This window comes from Neorhizobium sp. 05N33 (assembly GCF_056397445.1).
The window spans coordinates 514,728-535,564 of the sequence record NZ_JBFTNK010000001.1 but is presented as its reverse complement, the minus strand read 5'-3'; the positions used below and the strand labels follow the sequence as shown (position 1 = coordinate 535,564).

17 protein-coding genes are annotated in these 20,837 nt (G+C 58.1%); 6 read left to right on the top strand and 11 right to left on the bottom strand.

Annotated elements, in window-relative coordinates; all coding sequences use genetic code 11:
- Positions 1-281 precede the first annotated feature (281 nt).
- Positions 282-1,001 (bottom strand): sugar transferase, encoded by a 720-nt coding sequence (locus tag AC1DLT_RS02550; protein ID WP_477485778.1) that lies wholly within the window; start codon positions 999-1,001, stop codon positions 282-284.
- Positions 1,002-1,286: 285 nt separating this feature from the next.
- On the opposite strand from AC1DLT_RS02550, the gene AC1DLT_RS02545 reads away from it, so the two are divergent.
- The 3 genes from AC1DLT_RS02545 to AC1DLT_RS02535 all read left to right on the top strand — a co-directional run bounded on the left by AC1DLT_RS02545 (position 1,287) and on the right by AC1DLT_RS02535 (position 4,201).
- Entirely contained in the window at positions 1,287-2,405 is a 1,119-nt protein-coding gene (locus tag AC1DLT_RS02545; RefSeq protein ID WP_247032701.1) for a glycosyltransferase, read from the top strand.
- Positions 2,406-2,432: 27 nt separating this feature from the next.
- Positions 2,433-3,767 (top strand): polysaccharide biosynthesis/export family protein, encoded by a 1,335-nt coding sequence (locus AC1DLT_RS02540; protein ID WP_309500813.1) that lies wholly within the window; start codon positions 2,433-2,435, stop codon positions 3,765-3,767.
- 140 nt (positions 3,768-3,907) lie between these two features.
- Entirely contained in the window at positions 3,908-4,201 is a 294-nt protein-coding gene (locus AC1DLT_RS02535; protein ID WP_046607754.1) for a hypothetical protein, read from the top strand.
- A gap of 44 nt (positions 4,202-4,245) precedes the next feature.
- On the opposite strand, the gene AC1DLT_RS02530 is transcribed toward AC1DLT_RS02535, so the two are convergent.
- On the bottom strand, positions 4,246-5,259 hold the full coding sequence (locus AC1DLT_RS02530) for an NAD-dependent epimerase/dehydratase family protein (protein ID WP_477485777.1): 1,014 nt from the start codon (positions 5,257-5,259) through the stop codon (positions 4,246-4,248).
- Positions 5,243-6,889: a GMC oxidoreductase gene (locus AC1DLT_RS02525; protein WP_477485776.1), complete on the bottom strand. Its 1,647-nt coding sequence runs from the start codon at positions 6,887-6,889 to the stop codon at positions 5,243-5,245. The genes AC1DLT_RS02530 and AC1DLT_RS02525 overlap by 17 nt, the downstream gene beginning before the upstream one ends.
- Before the next feature lie 185 nt (positions 6,890-7,074).
- Here AC1DLT_RS02525 and AC1DLT_RS02520 point away from each other — a divergent pair, with 185 nt between their 5' ends.
- Positions 7,075-8,214 (top strand): glycosyltransferase, encoded by a 1,140-nt coding sequence (locus tag AC1DLT_RS02520; protein WP_247032687.1) that lies wholly within the window; start codon positions 7,075-7,077, stop codon positions 8,212-8,214.
- Positions 8,215-8,256: 42 nt separating this feature from the next.
- Positions 8,257-9,186: a glycoside hydrolase family 16 protein gene (locus tag AC1DLT_RS02515; RefSeq protein ID WP_040125433.1), complete on the top strand. Its 930-nt coding sequence runs from the start codon at positions 8,257-8,259 to the stop codon at positions 9,184-9,186.
- 22 nt (positions 9,187-9,208) lie between these two features.
- Here the strand turns inward: AC1DLT_RS02515 and AC1DLT_RS02510 are convergent, their stop codons facing one another.
- On the bottom strand, positions 9,209-10,612 hold the full coding sequence (locus AC1DLT_RS02510) for a hypothetical protein (protein ID WP_477485775.1): 1,404 nt from the start codon (positions 10,610-10,612) through the stop codon (positions 9,209-9,211).
- Between the two features lie 28 nt (positions 10,613-10,640).
- Positions 10,641-11,558 carry a sterol desaturase family protein gene (locus tag AC1DLT_RS02505; protein ID WP_247032677.1) on the bottom strand — a complete coding sequence of 306 codons (918 nt, stop codon included), beginning with the start codon at positions 11,556-11,558 and terminating at the stop codon, positions 10,641-10,643.
- A gap of 766 nt (positions 11,559-12,324) precedes the next feature.
- Between AC1DLT_RS02505 and AC1DLT_RS02500 the strand changes: the two genes are divergently transcribed.
- On the top strand, positions 12,325-13,251 hold the full coding sequence (locus AC1DLT_RS02500; RefSeq protein WP_477485774.1) for an ArsR/SmtB family transcription factor: 927 nt from the start codon (positions 12,325-12,327) through the stop codon (positions 13,249-13,251).
- A gap of 40 nt (positions 13,252-13,291) precedes the next feature.
- On the opposite strand, the gene arfA is transcribed toward AC1DLT_RS02500, so the two are convergent.
- From arfA to AC1DLT_RS02470, 6 genes are all read right to left on the bottom strand, one after another.
- Complete coding sequence (arfA, locus tag AC1DLT_RS02495) at positions 13,292-14,839, bottom strand: arabinosylfuranosidase ArfA (RefSeq protein ID WP_405029304.1); 1,548 nt, start codon at positions 14,837-14,839, stop codon at positions 13,292-13,294.
- Positions 14,840-14,883: 44 nt separating this feature from the next.
- A complete protein-coding gene (locus tag AC1DLT_RS02490; RefSeq protein ID WP_477485773.1) occupies positions 14,884-15,780 on the bottom strand; it encodes an ABC transporter ATP-binding protein in 897 nt (298 codons plus the stop codon).
- Complete coding sequence (locus tag AC1DLT_RS02485; RefSeq protein ID WP_247032674.1) at positions 15,777-16,844, bottom strand: ABC transporter ATP-binding protein; 1,068 nt, start codon at positions 16,842-16,844, stop codon at positions 15,777-15,779. Before AC1DLT_RS02485 ends, AC1DLT_RS02490 begins: the two co-directional genes overlap by 4 nt.
- Entirely contained in the window at positions 16,844-17,704 is an 861-nt protein-coding gene (locus AC1DLT_RS02480; protein WP_247032673.1) for an ABC transporter permease, read from the bottom strand. The genes AC1DLT_RS02485 and AC1DLT_RS02480 overlap by 1 nt, the downstream gene beginning before the upstream one ends.
- Positions 17,701-18,708, bottom strand: a complete 1,008-nt coding sequence (locus tag AC1DLT_RS02475) for an ABC transporter permease (protein WP_247032672.1) — start codon at positions 18,706-18,708, stop codon at positions 17,701-17,703. The genes AC1DLT_RS02480 and AC1DLT_RS02475 overlap by 4 nt, the downstream gene beginning before the upstream one ends.
- 64 nt (positions 18,709-18,772) lie before the next feature.
- Positions 18,773-20,671 carry an ABC transporter substrate-binding protein gene (locus tag AC1DLT_RS02470; protein ID WP_405029303.1) on the bottom strand — a complete coding sequence of 633 codons (1,899 nt, stop codon included), beginning with the start codon at positions 20,669-20,671 and terminating at the stop codon, positions 18,773-18,775.
- Positions 20,672-20,837 lie beyond the last annotated feature (166 nt).

The following is a 20,837-nucleotide window of genomic DNA, read 5'->3' as shown; positions in this document are numbered from 1 at the left end:
TCCATCATGGTTCGCGCGGAAGGAGGGCGCTATGTCCAAAGACCAAGGGCGGTGGACGAGGGAGCCCCGCCCATCTACAAATTTTCCGGTTTGCGAAAAACGAGGCCGCAGCGAGAAGCAGATGGCGGTCTCTTTTTGCTGAAAGTTTATGCTTACGATCTCAAAACTGGCTTGCAAGATGTGCTGATCCCTCGATGCTATTGCATTGCGTCTGCCGTATGCGCGCGATCCCGCGGAACGTCCGCCGTGTCTTAACCGCCCCCGCGGGATCGGGTGATTGATCAATAGCTGCCGTGTGCGCGCAGGACCGCCGGGACGGTCTTGGCCATGATGACGATATCCCCCCAGATGCTTTGTTCCCGGACATAACGCATGTCGAGTTCGACGCGTGCGTTGTAACTGATGTCGTTGCGGCCGCTGATCTGCCAAAGCCCAGTCAGGCCCGGCCGAACCCGGATGTAATCCACGAAGTGGCGACCATAGAACTCCGCCTCGCTCGGTACGATCGGGCGCGGGCCGACGATGCTCATCTGCCCGAGTACCACGTTCAGGAGCTGTGGTATCTCGTCGGCACTGCTCTTGCGCAGCAAGGCGCCGAGCGGCGTAATCCTGGGGTCGTTCTTCAGTTTGCGCGTGGCGGCCCATTCCGCCCCGTCCGATGGATTGGCGGAGAGATGCCGAAGCAGAGCCTCGTCGGCATTGGGTACCATTGTCCTGAACTTGAGACAGGGGAACATCACCCCATTCTTGCCAATCCGGCGGTGCCCAACGAAGATCGGGCGACCCTGAACGGCATAAAGCAGGGCGATCAGCATCGCGATCATCGGCATGAGAACGATAAGGGCGATAAGGGAAATGACCGTGTCGAGAGCCCGTTTCAGATAGACTGAGAGGCGATGAGAGGCCTCGTTTCCGATCCTCGGGAAAGCGAATTGTTCGGGTGCCTGAAGATGCGTGCCGTTCATCGCATTCAAATTACCACTGACATTCATGTCATTCATCTGCGGGCTCCGTACTCTAGGAAAAAGACGAAAGGGTATGGGCAGACAATCTATAGCGGCATCCACACCACGTTAGCTCTTGGTATTTCATTTGACAATACTTTTATTGCGGCGCACTATTTAGGCAATCATGGAATGTATCGTAATATTTACCGATATATGTGCGAATTAAACTGCACATTCTGGGGTAGATAATTATATTTACTTCTTTCGATCTAGAGCGTGAGCCAAATTGCTGCAATGGCTAAAGAACTTGGCCTATTGCTCGGTCATTGGGGAGACTTCATGCGGGTGGCAATCATCCATTACTGGTTGGTCGGAATGCGGGGCGGTGAAAAGGTCCTGGAGGCGCTCTGCCGGATTTATCCGGGCGCCGATATCTACACCCATGTGTATGATCCTGCTGTAATTTCAGCAGAAATCCGGAAGCATCGCATCCAGACGACCTTCATCGATTCCCTGCCCTACGCGAAGCGGATGTACAAAAAATATCTGCCGCTGATGCCCATGGCATTGGAGCAGCTGGACCTCAGCGGGTATGACCTCGTCATTAGTAGCGAGTCGGGACCCTCAAAAGGAGTAATACCTACCTCGCCGGCTATCCATATTTGTTACTGTCATTCTCCGATGCGATACATTTGGAACATGTACAATAAGTACTATGAAACCTCCGGCAGGTTGACGCGGATGATGATGCCGCCGCTGGCTCATTATTTGCGGACCTGGGATGTCGCGGCGGCCAGCCGTGTCGATGAATTCATCGCCAATTCCACGACGGTGGCGCAGCGGGTGAAGAGCTACTACCGCAGGGATGCGCAGATCATCCATCCGCCCGTCGATACCCAGGCTTTTCGACCGGTCGCCACCTGCGACCTCGAGGATTATTATCTGATGGCCGGGGAACTGGTGAGTTACAAACGCCCGGATCTTGCCGTGGAAGCGTTCAACCAGATGAAGGCGAAGCTGGTGGTCATCGGCGGCGGCGAAATGCTGGCTCGCCTGCGCAAGATCGCCGGGCCGACCGTGACGATCATGGGTGCCCAGCCATTCGATGTCCTTCAGCACCACTACGCACGCTGCAGGGCACTGGTATTTCCGGGCGAGGAAGATTTCGGCATCGTGCCTGTTGAAGCGATGGCAAGCGGTCGCCCTGTCATCGCTTATGGACGGGGCGGAGCGACAGAAACCGTCGTCGCCGGCAAGACCGGTGTATTTTTCCCCATCCAGTCGGTCGAGGCCGTCATCGATGCCGTGGAACGTCTCGATAAAATGGATCTCAATCCCGCCGATGCCGTGGCGCGGGCGCAGGATTTCAGGACGTCGGTTTTCATCGACAAATTCAGGTCCTACGCCAATCATCTCACCGGGCAGGGGCCGATCTGGGATGACGTGCGAATAGCGTAAGCCAACTGGAGAAACAGGAGTGACCGGATGCAGCAACTGAGTTTCTTGCAGTGCCCGTTTGCGACGGATGTCAGTGCATCGGCCGCACCAACCTCCCGGCTCTGTTACCTGGCCAAGCTTCTCCTGGTGCTGATGGCCTGGTTTGCGGTTTTTTTTCCGGGCATTCCGGCAGGTGCGGCCGACTACACGCTCGGCCCCCAGGACGTTCTTAAAATTCGGGTTTTCGAATGGCGGCCGAATGCCGGAGTGGCGTTCGAATGGGTGCCGTTGACCGGCGAATTCGCCGTTTCCGCTGCAGGCACGTTATCGCTTCCGATCATCGGCACCGTTCAGGTCGCCGGCAAGACGCTGGATGACGTATCAGGCCTGATCGGGGAACAGCTTCAGAAACAGGTCGGCTTGCAGAAGCGGCCCAATGCTTCCGTGGAGGTCTCGGTCTATCGGCCATTCTTCGTCACCGGCCTGGTGTCCAAGCCGGGGAAATACGGCTACGTCCCCGGCCTGACGGTGATCCAGGCAATCAGCATGGCTGGCGGGCTTGGGCAGGGAGATCCTGAAATGCTCGCTCTTCAGCGCGATGCGCTGGTCAGTCACGGAGACCTCGGCCAACTGGAATTCGAACATTATGGCCTTCTGGCGCGTCAAGCGCGTGTCGAGGCGCTTCTGGCCGGCGCGACCACGGTCTCGTTCCCGCAGGATCTGACGTCGCAAGCCTCCCGACCGGCGCTGGCGCGCGTGATGCAGGATGAGCAGGCATTGTTCGAGACCCGGCAGCATCTGATGAACACGGAGCTCGACAGGCTTGGCCAGGCCAAGATTCTGGCCACGAACCAGCTCGAAACTCTGCGGCTCAAGGAAAGCTCGCTCGCCAGGCAGACCGAAATGGCGGCAAAGGATCTGAATGCCATCAACAAGATGGTGTCCCAGGGTTTGACGGTATCGTCTCGGCAGCTTGGCGCAAACCAAAGCGTCGCGGATCTCGAAAGCCGCAGCCTGGATGTCTCGCTTGCAATTCTCAAGACGCAGCAGGATATCGCCAAGCTCGATCAGGAAATGGGCGATTTTCGCCAGAAATACAGAGGTGACGCGCTCACCGAGGCCGTGGATCTGCGCGATCGATTGGCGGCCAACTCCGAAAAGGCGAAAACGGCGCGTGCGCTTCTGGCGAACATCGAGTTGCGCGCTCCCGCCGCCCTTGCCGCGCTGGAAGCCGACGGCGAGCCAGCGTTTGTCATCAAGGTCAATCGAACAATCAATGGAGCGATGCAGACTCTGGTCGTCAGTGACAACGACGACGTGTCGCCGGGCGACGTTCTGCGAGTGGAAAGACGAGTGAGAGATAGTCGGCCGAAGAATTTCTAAACCGCAGGCAAAGCCCAGAGCACAAAATCTCCATCCGGCTCGAAGCTGGAAGCTAGTCGATTCCCGCTTGCTAGGGACATTCAGCACATGTTAGAATAAAATTCTCAAATACCGGAGACGAAACTGGTCAAAGGACGCTGATGACTTGGGTCTTGGTCATTGCATTCATCATCGGCTTGCTTTGCGCAGCCCGATTGCCAATTTTGATCTTCACGCTTGTCGTTCTGGCAGTCGTCATCGTTTTGGCGACAACCGCAATTGTTCTCGATTATTCGATATCCGATGCGTTGACCTGGGCGTTCCTGGTGGCAGTGGCGCTTGAGGCGGGTTGTGTCGCCATGAATGGAATCTTCTATCTTCTCTATGTCCGCAGGCGTGTAAACGAGCGAGAGCAATCCTCGTTGGGCGTGAATTCGAAATACTCCGGAGAATGAGAAGCTCAAGACCGGGCATGTGAGTGCAGTCACGCGGCGCTTCGTCATCCGGCTTCTCTATTTTCGACGCCCTTTTCGAGGGCGCAAAGCGCAAGCCGTTGGGCATCTGCCATGCCGTAACGAAAGCGATAGCCAGCCTCCTTCAGGCGCTGGTTGGAAAAGCGCATTCGCCACAGAGGGTTTCTCAAAGGCAGGGTTCTAAATCTCAGGAAATCGTGAAGCCAGTCAGCGACTGCCGGTATCGGCACGCTCCTGTAGCGTCGGTCATGGCTGACGGCGAAAGCCTTTCGCATGAAATCGATATGCCGTGGGTCGGGGCAGTCGTCCTCTGCGAGGTTATAGACCTCGACCTGCCCCGGCTGGCCGTGTCCCGCCAGGCTACGCACGATAAGCCAGATCATCGCATCGGAGACGTCGCGAACATAGATGTGATGCGCATGGCGGTGGGCGCCGAGCAGTCGCTTGATCGGGTTCCAGTCACGGATGCCGATGATCTGGTTGATGTCGACGACCACCGCAGGCCGCACGATCGTAAAGCGGGTCTGTCTTGCAACGGCGCGCAATGCAAGCTCGCCTGCCAGTTTGGTCCGCCCATACATTCGAACATAATCGAGAGCCCAGTATTGCGAGGGGATATCCCGATCAGCGGTCAATACCGGCGAGGCCTCCTCAATCTGGCGCTTTCGTCCACTCCCGTAAACCGAAACGGTGCTGACATAACAGAAGGCGGCGATACCCTGACGCTCGCAGGCTTGCGCAAGTTGCCGGGTGGCGTCCACATTGACCCGTTGCATACGCTCCATTTTGCCGAGCTCGGCCGCAAGGTGCAGAACCGCGCAGCAGCCTTTGACGAGCCCGTCCCAATTATCATCCGTCATGAAGTCGAATCGCCGCCACTCCAGGAGATCGTCAACCTCGTCCCTATCCGCCGCCAATGGCTTCGATGTGGTAGCACGTACGGCATAACCGCGTTCGATCAGATCCGCGACGACGATCCTGCCGATCCTGCCCGTCGCGCCGGTCACCAGAACTGGCTTTGCCTTAAGCAGATCTGGCATCGGCCGCCACCGGAACTGGTTCTCGATATGTGTGCTTCATCTTGATGTGGTCGGCGAGGCGAACAGCCAGTGCGACGATCATCTGCGTGGGATTGCAGTGCCCGGCCGTTGGGAAGACAGAACTGCCCTGCACGAAGAGACCACTGACGCCATGCACTTCGCAGTTGGCATCGACGACGCCATGCCTGGGCTCTATGGACATGCGCGTTGTTCCGGTCGGATGAGCGACATCGACGAATGTCGAGGGAATTTCAGCGCCGTCCTTGACCCATTCCTCCAGCTTCGGCGCCGGCAGGCCGGCTTTTGGCAATTCCTGGACAGCCAGTTCCGCCATTCTGCGCATCGTGCGGGACTCGTCGCTGTGGCTGCGCCAGTCCACCCGCGGCAAGCGCATGCCCAGCCGATCGCGTCGTTCCGACAAGGTCACGCGGCTATCGGGGTTGGGCACCTGCTCGCACATGCATTGCAGGTCGAGTTCGGTCAGCTTGCGCGGGACCCCATTCTTCGCCCCCAGAAAGTCCTTCACCCCCCTGACGATCAAATTGCTGTTCGCGATGATATGGAACAGGTCCTGCGGCAGTCTCGGAGTGCGCCCCGCAACGCGTCGCAAGGCATCCCAGGGATCATCCTTTGCCAACACCTCGCCGAGCCAGCCGGCGCAGTTGAGCAGCTGTTCGCGCCGTTGGATATCGGGACTCAGCCGAAATCCGGCGCGAAAGAAATGGCGACTGACATTGTATCGGCCAAAGCGTTTTTGAAGAGCATCGGAACCCGGCAGCGAAAAGGTCGCCACCGAACCCCTGAGATGGTCCATGAGATAGCGTCCCACCTGGTCATGGTCGTTTCCCACTCCATGAGGTTTCGTCTCGTCGGAGTTCATCAGTATGCGGGCGTTTTCTATGCCTCCGCAGCACAGGATCACGATGGATGCGGTCAATACCTGCTGGCGGCCATCGGCCGCCGCAAATCGCACGCCGCGCACGGCATCCCCCGACGCCGATACCTGGACGCTCTGCACGGTCGCCCCGGTAACGAGTGTGACATTGGGGCCGATCCGTTTGGCCACATGACGACCGAAGCGCATATATTCATAAGGGTAAGCTTCTTCCGTGTCCCGGCTGAACTGCCAGAAGAAAGGGATCAGGATTGCCGGATCGAGGTCCGGTGCCGGCCGCTGGCGGTTGGCAATCACCCAGAACCGTTCATCATTGTAGCCATTGCCGAGAGCCAGGCCGAGATGGGAGGCAGTGCGCGCCAGATAGGGTTCGAGATCGGCGCCATCGATCGGCCAGCCGGAATACGGAACCCAAGGACGCTCTTGATAATCGATGGCGTCGAAGGGGCCGCAACGTCCACCCCAGGTGTGGGAGCTTCCGCCAACGATACGATTGCGAACGGACCACTGGTCACCCGCCCGCGGACGACCGACATTGTCGATCTCGTCAAGCGCATCCATCAGGGGATCACGGGCCATGCCGCCGCTCTCCAGAAGAGTGACGCGCAGGTTCGTATTCGACAATTCCTGCGCAAGCGTCGTGCCGGCAGGTCCTGACCCGACAATGCAGATGTTGCAGGCTGGTAGCGGAAGTACAGTTTTCCCCGAAATCCCGTTTAATTCGATGACGGACATCCAGAAAACCTTTGCTGTTGCAATCTCATCGACATTGTATCAATGTTATTGCGCTAGGCGGTGAAGAATTTCTTTGTATTCCGCCAGTTTTAACTTAATGTTTCAGCAGGGATGTTTCCGACGTTTTTTGTAGGGGATTTTCCTTACTATACATGGTCTTCGGAAAATTCAAAGAGGTTAGGTATATGCAAATAGCAACCATGCCCTACTCCGAAAGACTTAGTGCCCATACACCTTTGAAGATCCTCTACGTCCAACCGGGTACGAGCGCTTTCGCCGGTATCGAAAGGGTCGTGGATACGATCTGCTCCGGCCTGACGGATCAGTACGGGAGCGACTTCGAAGTGGACGTCCTCTACACGTCGGTTCACAAAAATCGCCCGGAGGGCAGGAACTACACGATTATCGACCGCGTGGCTTCGAGCCGGATCGAGCTGATGCGCAACTTCCGGAAGGTCATTGCGAGCAAGGATTATGACCTTATCGTCGTGCCGCAGATCGAGCCGACGGTGATCTGCATGGCCTCCTGCATCGGCATCCGGCGCCGGTTTGCCGTCCATCTTCACGGCAATCCGAAGCTGGAGCGCAGCCATATCAAAGCCAAGATACTCTTCCTCTTGATGAAGACACTTTTCCTGCCGAAGATCGCCTCGGTTTTCGGAACCTCGCCGCGGCAGCTCACCTCATTCAATGCGATGTTCAAGAGCAAGCGGCCGCATTATTGGGTGCCGAACCCGGTGCGAAAGTTTGACCTTTCCGATGCCGGCCAAGCACGCGTCGACGATAACGTCACGTTCATCAATATCGGTCGCTTCTCCTTTCAGAAAGGCCAGGACATTCTTTTGGCCGCGTTTTCCGAGCTGAGGAAAAAACGCAGCAATGTCCTGCTGAAAATCGTCGGTTATGGAGACGGGGAGGCGGCCCTGCGCGCCGAGATCGACCGTCGCGGCCTCGCGGACGTGGTAAGCCTGGAGCATCATCCCGAAAATCCCCAGCCCGCGCTGGCGGCAAGTGACGTCTATGTCTCCACGTCCCGATGGGAGGGATGGTCGCTGGCAATCTGTGAAGCCTTGCGGTTCGGCCTGCCGGTCATCGCGACGGATTGCGAATTCGGCCCGAGCGACATCCTCGTCGACAGCAGGCTTGGCCTGCTCGTGCCGGTGGATCGTCTCGAGGAGCTCGTGAACGCGATGATCTATTATTGCGACAATCTGCGTGCCGAGCAGGCCCACGCCGGCTTTCGGCAGGAGTTCATTGACTGCTACAGCCCGGAGCGGGTGCTTGAGGTGCATGCCAACGCGTTGCGGAACGCGGCAGCGGCATAGGTCTTTGCGGGCCAGCCTGAATGAAACGACGTGAGGTGGATCATGACGACGTTATTGTCCCGCCGCTCATTCGCCGTCGGCGCCCTGGCCTCGGCGGGCCTCGCCGGCGGTCTCGTTTGGCGGTCGGCGGCATCTGCGCGCCTGGAAGACCCCACCAGCGGGCGAGCCCTGATATTCGAGGACAATTTCACCAGGCTCGATTGGTCGACCTGGAGCGCCGGTCCGAAGCCGACGACCTCCGATCCGGGCTTTTACGGCCGTTCGGCTTTCGCGAGAGATCGCGGCGAAGAGGGCTTCAACCCCTATGCGATCGTCGACGACCCGAACGCGAGCGATGGCAAGGCGTTGGAAGTGGCCGCAAAACACATCGGACAGCCGATGAAGGTCCCCAATTATTACGGCAACGACCTCGCCGAATTTCAGTGGATATCGGGCAATATTCAGACGGCCAAGCGCGACGGCACGGTCCTCAAAGGCTGGCGGCGCGGCTATTTCGAGGCGCGGATGCTGTTTCCGAGACACCCGCTGAGCTGGCCGGCTTTCTGGATGATGAACGGACGCAGCATCCTTCGTCCTCAGACGAGCATCGAAATCGACGTCGTCGAGCACAAGGGCTGGGAGCCGACGCTCTACGGGGCCTATCTGCACGAATGGGGGCAACCCGGCGAGCATAATGAAGGAACCGGCGTGCCCACTCCAATCGACATGACCGCCGGTTATTGCCGATACGGGGTGCTGGTCACCGACACCGAATGCACCATCTATTTCGAGCGGCAGCCCATCGTTGATACCAAGACCGGAATGCCGGCGGTCTGGACGATCAACCGCTCCGCGCAACTCGACGCCGATCAGGACGTGTTCTGGCCGGTCCTCACGCTTGCCTTGCGTTCCGATGTCCCTTATCCGCAGCCGCTCTTGCCCGCGGACACGCTCACCCGCATGCGGGTCGATTATTTCCGGGTCTATGCCTGACGGACAAGCTTTCGGTGCGCAATCAACTCACCTTTGCCGTCATGTAGCGGGCCGCCGGAGCGGTCAGCGTTTCGCCATCCGGCTCGGCGCTCGAAAGGCCGGCCAGGATGAAGAACACAAGGCCGAGATCGACGGTCGGTCCCGCAACCATGGCCCCGATCATCAGGCAGGCGCAGCCGTTGCGCGCGGCAAGCCGGATATCCGAGGTGAAGGTGCGCGGCGTCCCGCGCCGTTTCGAGAATGCCGAAATCGCAAAGAGCGAAAACATGATCGTTCCGGGTATTCCCACATTGGAGAGCAGAGCGAACAGGAAGCTCGACGTGCGGGAGGTACCGAGGCCAACCCCGAGACCGTAGGAATCGAGAAAATTCTGGTATCCATAGGTGTTCCAGGAACCGCGTTCGACCGCGGAAGACGAGGTGGACTTGCTGAAGATGAGCAGGTCAAAATAGTCGTAGAGCTGTCGGAAAAGCGCATCGTTGAGGGCAATCACCAATGCGACGAGACAAATCAGCGGCAGTGCAAACAACACGACCGCCGAACTGTTCCGGGTTCCGGACTGCCCGCCGGAACGGAAGAAGGCGGTGATATACAGGATCACGAAACATAGCGGCAAAGCCAACAGGCCCGCCGACGACGTGGACCGTATCACCAGCAGGGTCGTGACAAGGAAAAGTGCGCCGCTCCATCTCAGGTCGCGCCCGCAGAGCCACAGCGTGCCGGTAAACCCGACTGAGGCGAGGCTGATGCCGGCAAATGCCGACGCCTCCGGCCATGAGCCGACGATACGCTTGACACCGGCGACGACGTCATCATCGTGAAATGTGTATTGCGCGTTGCGGATGTAGAGAAAGACGTCCTGAGCCCCAGTGCCATAGGTCGCGATGTCGAGCAGAGCAAAGAAGGCATTCGCGCCGGCGAATACCAGAACCCCGACGGTAATCGCCCTGAAGCCGGCCATGGTGGATCCGATTGCCAGGATCAGGACATAGGCAAGAAGATCTGCGGAAACGTAGACCGCCTGGGTGAAATTGCTGGAGACCGGCCCCAAAGGCACAGTGCGGCCGGTGGATGGATATTCGGAAACGCCGAGCGGGATGATGTCCGTCATGCGGGCAAACAGGCGCGGCGCGAAAAAACCCAACGCTGTTCCGTAGATCAGCAGACACGCCAGCCAGAACCCGGGCTTGGGGAAGGACAGTGCCTTGAGCGCGATGTTGAACTTGTCTCGATAGGTCAGGACGCTGAGGGCAAGGAATGCGAGAAAAAGGTGCGCCGGCTGGATGTTTGCGGATCCGATCAGGATCGCGGCTGCAGCACCGAAAACGGAAAGGCCGATGAACACGACGATGCTCGTATGGTATCCTGCAAACAGGCAATAGAGCCCCAGAACGAGCGTGAATATTCCGATGGGCTCCAAACTCATGCGCGATACCTGTCGTTGCCAGCGCCCATCAGCCGATCGTTCCGCTATTTGATGCCGGCGAAGGAGATCGTGGGCCGATGGCGGCCGGAGCCGAACCGGCCGTATCGGCGCCTTGCTCCGTCCTCTTCTGCGTCTCGATGATGAAAGTCGGCGGGTCCCTTTTGGCGCCAGGCTTGGCACGGGCGTCGGGGCGCACCTGCGCGACAATCGCCTTCCAGCTCCTCAGGACCGGATCGAAATAGGCGCCCCTGAACGTATTGAATTTCTGCAATGAGGCGTCGCTGTAGCCGGAGATGCCGAACACCGCCTTCTCTCCTCTTTCAGGCCGGTAGCCGGTTCCAAACATCCAGTCGAAGATCGAAAGGTTGGTTCCGAAATTTTTGTCCCAATGGCGCTCGACCTTGCTGTGGTGGATCTGGTGCATGTGGGGGCTGATCAGGAACCGGTCGAACCAACCCAGACTGACCGGAATATGCGAGTGCTTGAGGGGATCGAGCGTCCAGATGGTGAATATCTTGCTCGCCACGGCCCGCAGGGCGACGGCTTCGACGAGGCTGATGCCGAACAGGAACATGAACAGCCCGGCAAATGTGCCGGTGATCACACCAGCGGCGATCCCACCATAGACCAGCGGGAACGAGTGGCCGCGCTTGGATGTCAGGGGGTTGAGGAAGTCGGCCGAGTGATGGACTTTATGCAGCTCCCACAGGGCGGGCACCTTGTGTTCGAGGTAATGCACCAGGTAATCGGCGAACTCGGCGGCAATCAGCATCACGATCGTGCACGAGAACGTCACGACGTAATTGATACCCAGCGGTGAAAAATCGGCAAAGACGGATCGCAGACCAAAATCCGTCGCGCTGGATACCAGAGCCGTGACCGCGAGCCCTGGGGCGACGAAAACGAGATCCGTCAACTTTCTCCAGACATAGATGATGACATCCATGTGGAAACTCTTCGATGTGAGCACATTGAAAGGCACGCAGTGCTCGAACATTTCCCTGAATGAAAAGTCCGAGTGGTCTCTCCACAGCAGGAAGAAGAAGCTCAGCAAGCCCGCCCCGAAGAAAATCCCCCACGTGACGGCGAACTGCGGAAAATTCAGAAAATATGCCTGTAGATTTTCCATCGTGATCCCTTTCACTCGTTGCGTGGAGCCGAACGTGCTTCACGTCAGGACGCATTGGGGGACTGTGTATGGTCGCTATGGGTGGCAAGGCATGCAACGCAGCGACGAACTGCCGGACGATCCGTTCCAAGGCTCGTGCCCTATCCGCCCCAAGGCTCGAGCCTTCGCCATGCTTCGTAAGTTACGGCAAAACCCAAGGTCGGTCGTTTTCCGAGCCGAGCCCTAGGTTATCTCCGTATCGCCGGTGGATGGTATCGCGTTGAGCCGTCCTGGCAACAGGATCAAAAGGTTTAAGCCTTGAGCGGCTTTCCATGGGTTTGTTGGGCAAATGGCAGACGATCCTGCCGACGTTCTGCGGAAGCCAGCCTGTCCATCCTCCGAAAGACGTATTTTGCAGAATTGCGGAAGGATCGGCTACTTTCGCGCGATCGGGAACAGTGGTTCTGTGAAGCTACTCGGGCTGGCGTCTGTAAAACGCCCAGATCATCCGCTGACCAAGAGTATCGCCCGGTCTTCGAAAAATTTGCTCTTAGTAAATCAAAATCTCTGATACAAAGGGAGGGCAACTGCATGATCATGAAGCATGAAGCCCAATTTTCTCACCGTCTCGGCCAATACCGGCAGCTTGGTTCTCAAGGGCCTGGCTTCACCTATTCGGGTCAACATTCTTCAGCTTCTCCATGATCGCGGCAAGCTCAACGTCAATGAAATCAGCGCGGCCTTGTCGCTGCCGCAGTCGACGGTTGCCGTGAACATTCTGACCCTTGAAGAGGCGGGTCTCATCGAGACCTATTCTGTCAAGGCGACCAAGGGCAATCAGAAGGTCTGCAGCGCCAAATACGACGAAATCATCGTTCGTTTCGATACCGCCGAGAAAGCAACGAGAAACAACCAGATCGAAGTTGCGATGCCTCTGGGCCTCTACACGAGCTGCGAAGTCTCCGCACCCTGCGGACTTTGCTCGCCAGACGGCGTCATCGGGCTGCTGGATGTTCCGGATTTCTTCCTCGACCCCGGGCGGGTGCAAGCGGCATTGATCTGGTTCGGCCGCGGCAATGTCGAATACAAATTTCCGAACAATGCCAAGCTTGTTAACTCGGCGGTCGAGGCCATCGAATTTTCGATGGAACTTTCATCGGAAGTGCCCGGCACGAACGTCAACTGGCCTTCCGACATAACGCTGTGGATCAACGAGCATCGCATCGGGACCTGGACGTCACCCGGCGACTATGGCGACAAGCGCGGGGTCTATACGCCACAGTGGTGGAAGCTTGAAGGTTCTCAATACGGCAAGCTGAAGACTTGGCGCGTCACCAAGCAGGGATCATTTATCGACGGCGTATCGATCTCCAATGTCACTGTCGGCGACATCGGTTTGGCCGAGCATCATTCGATCAGGATGAAAATCGGCATAGAAGAGAATGCCCCCCATCCGGGGGGCATCAACATATTCGGTCGCGGCTTCGGCAACTACGACCAGGACATCATCATGCGGCTCTATCTTGCCTGACGGCGGATGGGGCCTGTACGGGCCGTCTTCGACTTCGGTTTCACAGGGAAGCGCTGAACCGAACGACGCTCCATGACGCCGGAGGGACGGTGATCGTGACACTGTCACTCGTCACCTCTATGTCCTTCAGATCGCGAGGCGCCACGGTGTTCGGCGCATTTTTGGTGTTACTCGCCTTGAGATCATGGTGATGCAGCGAATGTGCTCGCTGCAGCTTGAGCCCGCCGAAGCCGGTTGCCGCGATATCAACCTGCATATCGTCGGAAAGGTGCCGGTTCAGGATGAAGAGGGTGACTGTCTTGTTCTCTTCCGAATGCACCGCCGAGAACTTGAGGTACGGAACCGAGTCGATCTTGTCGTACAGGTCTTCCGTGTGAGTGGGGTCGTAGTAGCGGGTGGCATAGGTCGGCGTATCGACGCGGGTTCTGAGGACGCTGCCCCTGCCGAGATTGCTGAAGTCCGAGAAGGGCCAAAAGATCGTTTGCCGCCAGGCCGGTCCACCGGTTTCCGTCATGATGGGGGCGATGGCGTTTACAAGCTGGGCGAGGCATCCGGCCTTGACGCGATCGGCGTGATTGAGGAGTGAGATGCATGCGCCGCCGAAGGCAAGCGCATCCTGCATGTCGTATTCCTCCTCCAGGATGGGTGGGGCGACGGGCCAGCCTTCCTTCACGCGGTTATGTTCGCCGCGCCGAGTGCGATACCAGACGTTCCATTCATCGAAGCTCAGCATGATGCGCTTGTGGGAGCGACGTCGCGCCGCGACGGCATCGGCGATCGAAACCACCTCCTCGATAAAGCTGTCCATCAGGTCGGGACTTGCCAGGAACGACGGCGTGTCGTCGGCATAGTTGTTGAGATAGGTGTGCAGCGATATGAACTCGACGTGGTCGAACGTGTGTTCGAGGACGATCCTCTCCCATTCGCCATAGGTCGCCATTTTTCGTCCGGAAGATCCGCAGGCCGCCAGTTCGATCGTCGGATCGGTCATCCGCATCATCTTTGCGGTTTCCACCGCGATGCGGCCGTATTCGTCGGCCGTTTTCGCCCCCATCTGCCAACCGCCGTCCATTTCGTTGCCCAGGCACCAGAATTTGATGTCGTGCGGTTTTTCCCAGCCGTGCTGTTTCCGAAGCTCAGAAAGATGGGTGCCGGAAGGATGGTTGCAGTATTCGAGCAGATGGCGGGCTTCGTCTGGCCCGCGCGTGCCGAGGTTGACGGCCAACATCGGTTCGATACCGGCCACCCGGCACCAGTCCATGAATTCGTTGGTTCCGAAATGATTGGTGTCGACGGATTTCCATGCCAGGTCGAGGCGGCGCGGGCGCTGCTCCACCGGCCCCACTCCATCCTCCCAATTATAACCGGAAACGAAGTTGCCGCCGGGGTAACGCATGATGGTGGGATTGAGCTCGCGCACGAGCTCCAGGACATCCCGCCTGAACCCCTTTTCGTCGGCCGTCGGATGGCCGGGTTCGAAAATGCCGCCATAGACGCAGCGGCCAAGATGTTCGACAAACGCGCCGAACAGGCGGTTGTCGGTGTCACCAATGATAAAGTCCCGGTCGAACCGGGCTTGGGCCTTGATCATCTCTCAAATCTCACTTTGCTTCAGGAAACGGTAATTCGCCGCTAATGCGACTGCAGCTCTGTCTCTTCGATCGACGAATCCGGCGATGCGCGCGCTTGCTGAGATGCGGCGCTGTCGCCGGTCAGCACGCCGCGACCGTTCGGGTCGGGAGACAGGATGGCGGACTTCAGGAGCTGCGAGTACGGATGCTGGGGGTTATCAAGGACCGAGCGTGCGTCGCCGCTTTCGACGATTTCACCCTTGCGCATGATGATGATCCTGTCGCTCACGTAATAGGCCGTCGCAAGATCGTGCGTGATGTAGATGATCGAAACCTTGAGGTCATCGCGCAGTGCACGAAACAGATTGACGATCGACATTCTCAGCGAGGCATCGACCATCGAAACCGGCTCGTCGGCGACAAGCATCGAAGGGCCGGGGATCAGCGCCCGGGCAATCGCCACCCGCTGGAGCTGACCACCGGAGAGCTCGTGAGGAAACCGCCCACGCACTTCGGCAATCGAAAGGCCGACATTGTTCAGCGCCTTGTCGGCCACGGCTTCCAGCTGTGCGGATGAACGGGCGTCGGTGAAGTTTCTTGCCGTCATGGACAGATAGCGATCGACGCGTTTCAAGGGATTGAACGCCTCGAAGGGGTTCTGAAAAATCGGCTGGACCTCTTTCATGAACCTTCGCCGCGCTCCAGTCCCGCGGATCGAAACCAGGTCGCGGCCCTTGAAAAAGATCGTCCCGGCGCTTGGCCGGACCATGTTGAGGATCATCCTCGCAAGCGTCGTCTTGCCGCTTCCGGATTCGCCGATGATCGTGAAGACTTGAGGCTCATCGCCCTCCAGGCAGAACGATACATTGTCGACGGCCCGGAATTCCTGACGGCCAAGCAGGCCTCCTCGTTTGTAGAGCCTGGAGACGCCGTCGAGCTGCAGAAGAGGAGCCGTCATCGCTCGGTCTCCAATTCCTCGGGCTGGTTCGGCTTCTCGTCAGGTGTCGGCAGGACGTCCGAACTCGCTGCGAAACATGCCACCTTGTGATCTTCCGCGAGGGTGGTAAGGGCCGGGTTCTCGTGTCGGCAGATCTCCATCGCCAGTGGACATCGCGGATGGAAACGGCACCCTTTTGGAGGATCGGCCAGGTTCGGCGGGGTTCCATGAAGCCCGTCGCGTGTATGCCTGTCGCCGATCGTCGGCAAGCTGGCAATCAGATGGGCCGTATACGGATGCAAGGGATTGGCAAAAACGTCAGCGGTTCGCCCTTCTTCGACAAGACGGCCGGCGTACATGATGCCGAGCCTGTCCGTGATGTTTGCATGAACCGTCAGGTCGTGGGTAACGAAGATCATTGACGAGTTGAATTCATGCTGTGTTTCTCGGATCATCGCCAGGACGTCTTTCTGGACGACGACATCGAGCGCGGTCGTCGGTTCGTCGGCGATGATGAACTCCGGCCTGCAAAGCGTAGCGAGGGCAATACAAACGCGCTGCCGCATCCCGCCCGAGAGTTCGTGCGGATAGGACCGGAGGATCTCCGCAGGAAGGCGCAGCCGCTCCAGATGGCGCCGCACCTCCTGGTCGAATTCGGCGCGTGGCAAATGCATGTGCCGGAACGCGAAATCCTCGAACGTCTTGTGAATGCGACGAACGGGATTGAGTACGTTCATCGACCCTTGCAGGATGTAAGAGAGGTGGCGCCAGCGAATGGCTGCACGTCGTGCCGGGGGCAGTGCATAGAGATCATCGTCGATGAAGCTGTATTTCACCTGCCCGCCAACAATTTCCAACGGGGGCCTGATCGCAGCCGCGATCGCTTTGATGAACGTGGTCTTGCCGCAGCTGGATTCGCCCGCAATGCCATAGATCTCGTGCTTGCGCACATGTATCGAGATCCCGTCGACAGCTCTTACTTCGCGGTCGATCCCGAAATATTTCATCCGGTAGTAGGCGCGGAGATTACTCGTTTCCAGGACGTGCGCGTGTCCGTTGCCGGCTGAGACGGGGATCTGCGTCATCAGGAATTCCCCATCCGATCGAGCCGGCTGCGCGGATCGATGTATTCATTCATCGAGATGGCCAGAAGGAAGAGGCCGATGAACGTCAACGTCACGAAGAGGGTGGGAAAGAAGTACCACCACCAGACTCCGGACACCATTGCACTGTGCTGGTTGGCCCAGAAGATCATGCCGCCGACGGTCGGTGTGTCGACATCGGTAAAGCCCAGGACTGCAAGCGTGACTTCGAGCCCGATCGACCAGTTCATGTTATTCATGAAAGTCGAGAAGACGATCGGCAGCACATAGGGCAGATGTTCCTGCGTGACGATCCTCGGCATCGACATGCCGGAAAAAACGCTGGTGTTGGTGAATTCACGGGTTCTGAGGCTTATCATGACCGATCGAATAAGCCGCGCATCATAGGCCCATCCGAGGCCCGCCATGACGAGTGCCAGCACGAACCAGGTCATGTCGTCACGCAACACGAAATAGAGCAGGACCAGAAGCGGGAACAGTGGAATGACGATAAACGTGTCGTTGATCGACATCAGGATGCGATCGACGATCCCGCCGACATAACCGGAGATCAGTCCGATCGTCAGGGAGAGTATGCGACTGATGAGCGCTACGATGAAGCCGAAGGCGAGGGTATTGCGGATCGCAAAGGTCAGTTGCCAGAAGATGTCCTGACCGCGCGAATTGGTTCCGAATATATATTCCAGCGACGGTGGCGCATCCAAGGCCACAACGTAGGAGTCGATCGGTTCGTATGGCGAGAAAAAGGAAGCTACGGCAAGGCCGAGGATGATCGCCATGATCACGCATCCGATTGCGAACTCGCCGTTATAGCGGAACAGGTCTCTGAGGACGGCAATCATTGGCTCACCTGTACGCGCGGGTCGATCAGGGGATAGATGATGTCGATGATGAAGACGGCCGCCGAAACTGCGATGATGGCAATCGAGGTGATGCCCAAAACGAGCGAATAATCGGCAGCATGGACGGCCTCAACCAGAAGGCGCCCGATCCCCGGGTATCCGAAGACCTGTTCGGTGATCACCGCGCCGTTGAAGATCGCGCCGATCGACATTGCAAGGCCGGTGATCTGCGGCAGGAATGCATTGCGCATGACGTAGGACGTTACGAGCTTTTTGTCCGGTACGCCGGCGAGCGCAGCATAGGTGACGTAGTCGTCGGTCACGATATTCGAGACCAGCGCCCGCATTCCCATGAACCAGCTTCCGACACCGACAAGGATGAGGGAGAGCGAAGGCAGAATGGAGTGCATCAGGACGCTGCCCACGAATTGCGGCGTCCATCCAGTCCGGAGGTTCATCTCGTAGCCGCCGCTGCTCGGCAGGATCGGCAAGAGGAATGTGAAGACGATCAACAGAACGAAGGCAACAATATAGTAGGGTACCGGATGGAGCCCCATCATGATCATGCCGAGGACCCGAAGGATGCGATTGCGGCTGTAGTAGCCTGCCAGTCCGCCAAGGACATTGCCAATAAACCAGCTCAATAGCGTCGACACTGTAAGCAGACCGATCGTCCAGGGGATGGCTCTTCCAATCAGTTCACTCACGGGCGTCGGAAATGCCGATAGCGAGGGGCCGAAGTCGAGCATCGCCAGTCGTCGCCAGAATATGAGATACTCCTCCCACAGATTGTCGCCGACGCCGTAGAGTTCCTTGAGGGACTGCCGAAGAAGCTCAATGGATTCGGGGCTGGAAAAGCCAAATGTGCTCACTTGTGCGACGGCATGCTCGACCGGATCTATCGGCGTGAGATGCGTGATCAGAAACGTGATGCTGATGCCGACAAAAACGACCAGCGCGAACTGTAGGATGCGCTTGGCCACATAGATGGCGTAGGATCGCATTGATGCCTCGTATATCGGGATGAGGTCTCCGCCCGGTGCCTTGGAGGCTCCGGGCGGCAGTTTCTCACTTTGCCGGCTTGGTCGGCTTCAAATTGACCATCATGTATTTAGTGTTGCCCCAGTTGGGGACCGGGTCCGTGTAAGGCTTGGTTGCGAGGCTCGGGAAGCCGGTCCAATACGTCGTGTCCATGGTCGTGAAGACGTTGTAGGCCATGAGCGGAATGATCGGCATCTCTTCGGTGGCCAACTTCAGATAATCGAGACCGAGCTCGACCCCACGCGGATCGTCGAAATCGATGGTGCGGATCTCCTCGATGATCTTGTCCAGCCTCGGTTCAGCCCATCGTTGCCAGTTTCTCGGCGGTTGCACCTTGCCGACGTCGACGACAAACTGGGAATGCCAGCTGTCGAGGAAGAACGACAGGTCCGGGTGACCGCCCCAGGTCTCGACGCTCCAGCCTATGAAGGTGTCGAAGTCGCCGACACCTCGCCGGTCAATCATCGTTCCCTGGGCGACGTCGATAACCGCATCGATGCCAAAACGCCGCCATTGCTGCGCGATGATCGATCCGGCACGCGTCATGACCGGCCGGAGATCGCCTTCGACCATGACCTTTACCGAAAATGGCTGCCCGTTCGGCTGAAACCAGCGCTCGCCCTGTTTGGTGAAGCCGGCTTTCTGGAGAAGTTCGGTTGCCGCCTCCGGATCAGGTTTCCACCATCCCTTGCCAAACGCGGTCGCTATATCAGCCGGGTCCGATGGTATCTGGTCCTTGAGGGACGGGCGCAGCATGTCTGCGATCTGCTTGCCCGTCGTCGGGTCGTAGGGCTTGATCTTCCGCTTGCCCGTGTCGAGTTCGAAACCCGTCAGCCACTGCTCCATCGGTTCGAAATAGTATTTCGGATAAAGACCGGTGGGCGGCACGCCGATTGCGGAGATGGTGGCGGCGCCTCGATAGGAAGCCATGCTGACAGCCTTGATGTCGATCAGCAGCGCCAGCGCCCAGCGGACGTCCTTGTTCTGGAATTTTTCCAGCCGATGGTTGAAGATGACCGCAGGCAGGGTCGGGTCAGGATGCGCATAGGGAAACCCCTTGAACCAGCTGACCGAGGACGGCGAGTCCTTGGCAAGCGTGAACATGCCTTCGGGGGACAGATCGTGGATGACGTCGAGACGATGATTGAGCTGCTCGATAACCCGTTTTTCGGGCGGTCCCGGGTCAATATAGGCTAGATAGCCGGGGCCGGGTTCGCCGAACCGGGCGACCGTGGTCCGCTTCCAATCCTCGCGTTTCTTCCAGATGAACCACTTGCCGCCGCGGTCGAAATTGTGGAGCGTATAGGCACCGAGCCCAACCGGCGGGTTGAAGTCGAACTTGAGAACGTCACCGGCTTTCTCAAACACATGCTTCGGCATCATCCACATGGCGTTCCAGCGAACCGTGAACAGTGCATGAAAGCGCGAATTGGGCTTTTTGAGCTTGAAGAGCACTTCTGTCGGGCTCTTCTTCTCGATCGCCGCGACGTTGATCTGAACCGGTGCACTCCAGCGCAGGCCGCTGGTCTTCATGTGGGTCTCGATCGTGAACACCACGTCGTCCGCAGTGAACTCCACGCCATCGCTCCAGAAGATGCCGGAGCGGAGCTTCACGGTCATCTCCGTGAAATTCTTGTTATAGATCGGCTTTTCTGTTGCGAGCGAATTGTCCCAGACACCATCGACACCGTGGTCGGGATCGATGTACCAGAAGGTGTCCATCATGTTCTGGTGGAGACCCGTCGTCTGCCCGCCGGCATTGATGGCCCAAATGTTAAACCATCCGGCGTTTTTGATCGTTCCTTCAGGGTTTTCGAGAATCAGCAGCTGTTCTCGGGGTAAATCGTTGCTTGGCACTTGCCCAAGCGCCGGCCTGGTCGCGAGAAATGTCCCCGCGAGCCACATAAATGTCCTTCTCGAAAGCATGCCGTATTCCTCCCAGTTTCCAGCGTGCTGATCGGCTACCCGACTAAACGAATACTGCCTGGGCGGTGCGGAAAGTCAACCGTTTTCGTGATTTGTATCATGTTTCGTGATATATTCGGTCGGCAGCCGATGAGCTCGAGACCCGGGAGTTGGCTCGCGAGCGTGG

Excerpts from the sequence above, each read along its gene's own strand:
- AC1DLT_RS02550 (WP_477485778.1), bottom strand. The coding sequence starts at position 1,001 with ATGAATGACATGAATGTCAGTGGTAATTTGAATGCGATGAACGGCACG.
- AC1DLT_RS02545 (WP_247032701.1), top strand. The coding sequence starts at position 1,287 with ATGCGGGTGGCAATCATCCATTACTGGTTGGTCGGAATGCGGGGCGGT.
- AC1DLT_RS02540 (WP_309500813.1), top strand. The coding sequence starts at position 2,433 with ATGCAGCAACTGAGTTTCTTGCAGTGCCCGTTTGCGACGGATGTCAGT.
- AC1DLT_RS02535 (WP_046607754.1), top strand. The coding sequence starts at position 3,908 with ATGACTTGGGTCTTGGTCATTGCATTCATCATCGGCTTGCTTTGCGCA.
- AC1DLT_RS02530 (WP_477485777.1), bottom strand. The coding sequence starts at position 5,259 with ATGCCAGATCTGCTTAAGGCAAAGCCAGTTCTGGTGACCGGCGCGACG.
- AC1DLT_RS02525 (WP_477485776.1), bottom strand. The coding sequence starts at position 6,889 with ATGTCCGTCATCGAATTAAACGGGATTTCGGGGAAAACTGTACTTCCG.
- AC1DLT_RS02520 (WP_247032687.1), top strand. The coding sequence starts at position 7,075 with ATGCAAATAGCAACCATGCCCTACTCCGAAAGACTTAGTGCCCATACA.
- AC1DLT_RS02515 (WP_040125433.1), top strand. The coding sequence starts at position 8,257 with ATGACGACGTTATTGTCCCGCCGCTCATTCGCCGTCGGCGCCCTGGCC.
- AC1DLT_RS02510 (WP_477485775.1), bottom strand. The coding sequence starts at position 10,612 with ATGAGTTTGGAGCCCATCGGAATATTCACGCTCGTTCTGGGGCTCTAT.
- AC1DLT_RS02505 (WP_247032677.1), bottom strand. The coding sequence starts at position 11,558 with ATGGATGTCATCATCTATGTCTGGAGAAAGTTGACGGATCTCGTTTTC.
- AC1DLT_RS02500 (WP_477485774.1), top strand. The coding sequence starts at position 12,325 with ATGAAGCCCAATTTTCTCACCGTCTCGGCCAATACCGGCAGCTTGGTT.
- AC1DLT_RS02490 (WP_477485773.1), bottom strand. The coding sequence starts at position 15,780 with ATGACGGCTCCTCTTCTGCAGCTCGACGGCGTCTCCAGGCTCTACAAA.
- AC1DLT_RS02485 (WP_247032674.1), bottom strand. The coding sequence starts at position 16,844 with ATGACGCAGATCCCCGTCTCAGCCGGCAACGGACACGCGCACGTCCTG.
- AC1DLT_RS02480 (WP_247032673.1), bottom strand. The coding sequence starts at position 17,704 with ATGATTGCCGTCCTCAGAGACCTGTTCCGCTATAACGGCGAGTTCGCA.
- AC1DLT_RS02475 (WP_247032672.1), bottom strand. The coding sequence starts at position 18,708 with ATGCGATCCTACGCCATCTATGTGGCCAAGCGCATCCTACAGTTCGCG.
- AC1DLT_RS02470 (WP_405029303.1), bottom strand. The coding sequence starts at position 20,671 with ATGCTTTCGAGAAGGACATTTATGTGGCTCGCGGGGACATTTCTCGCG.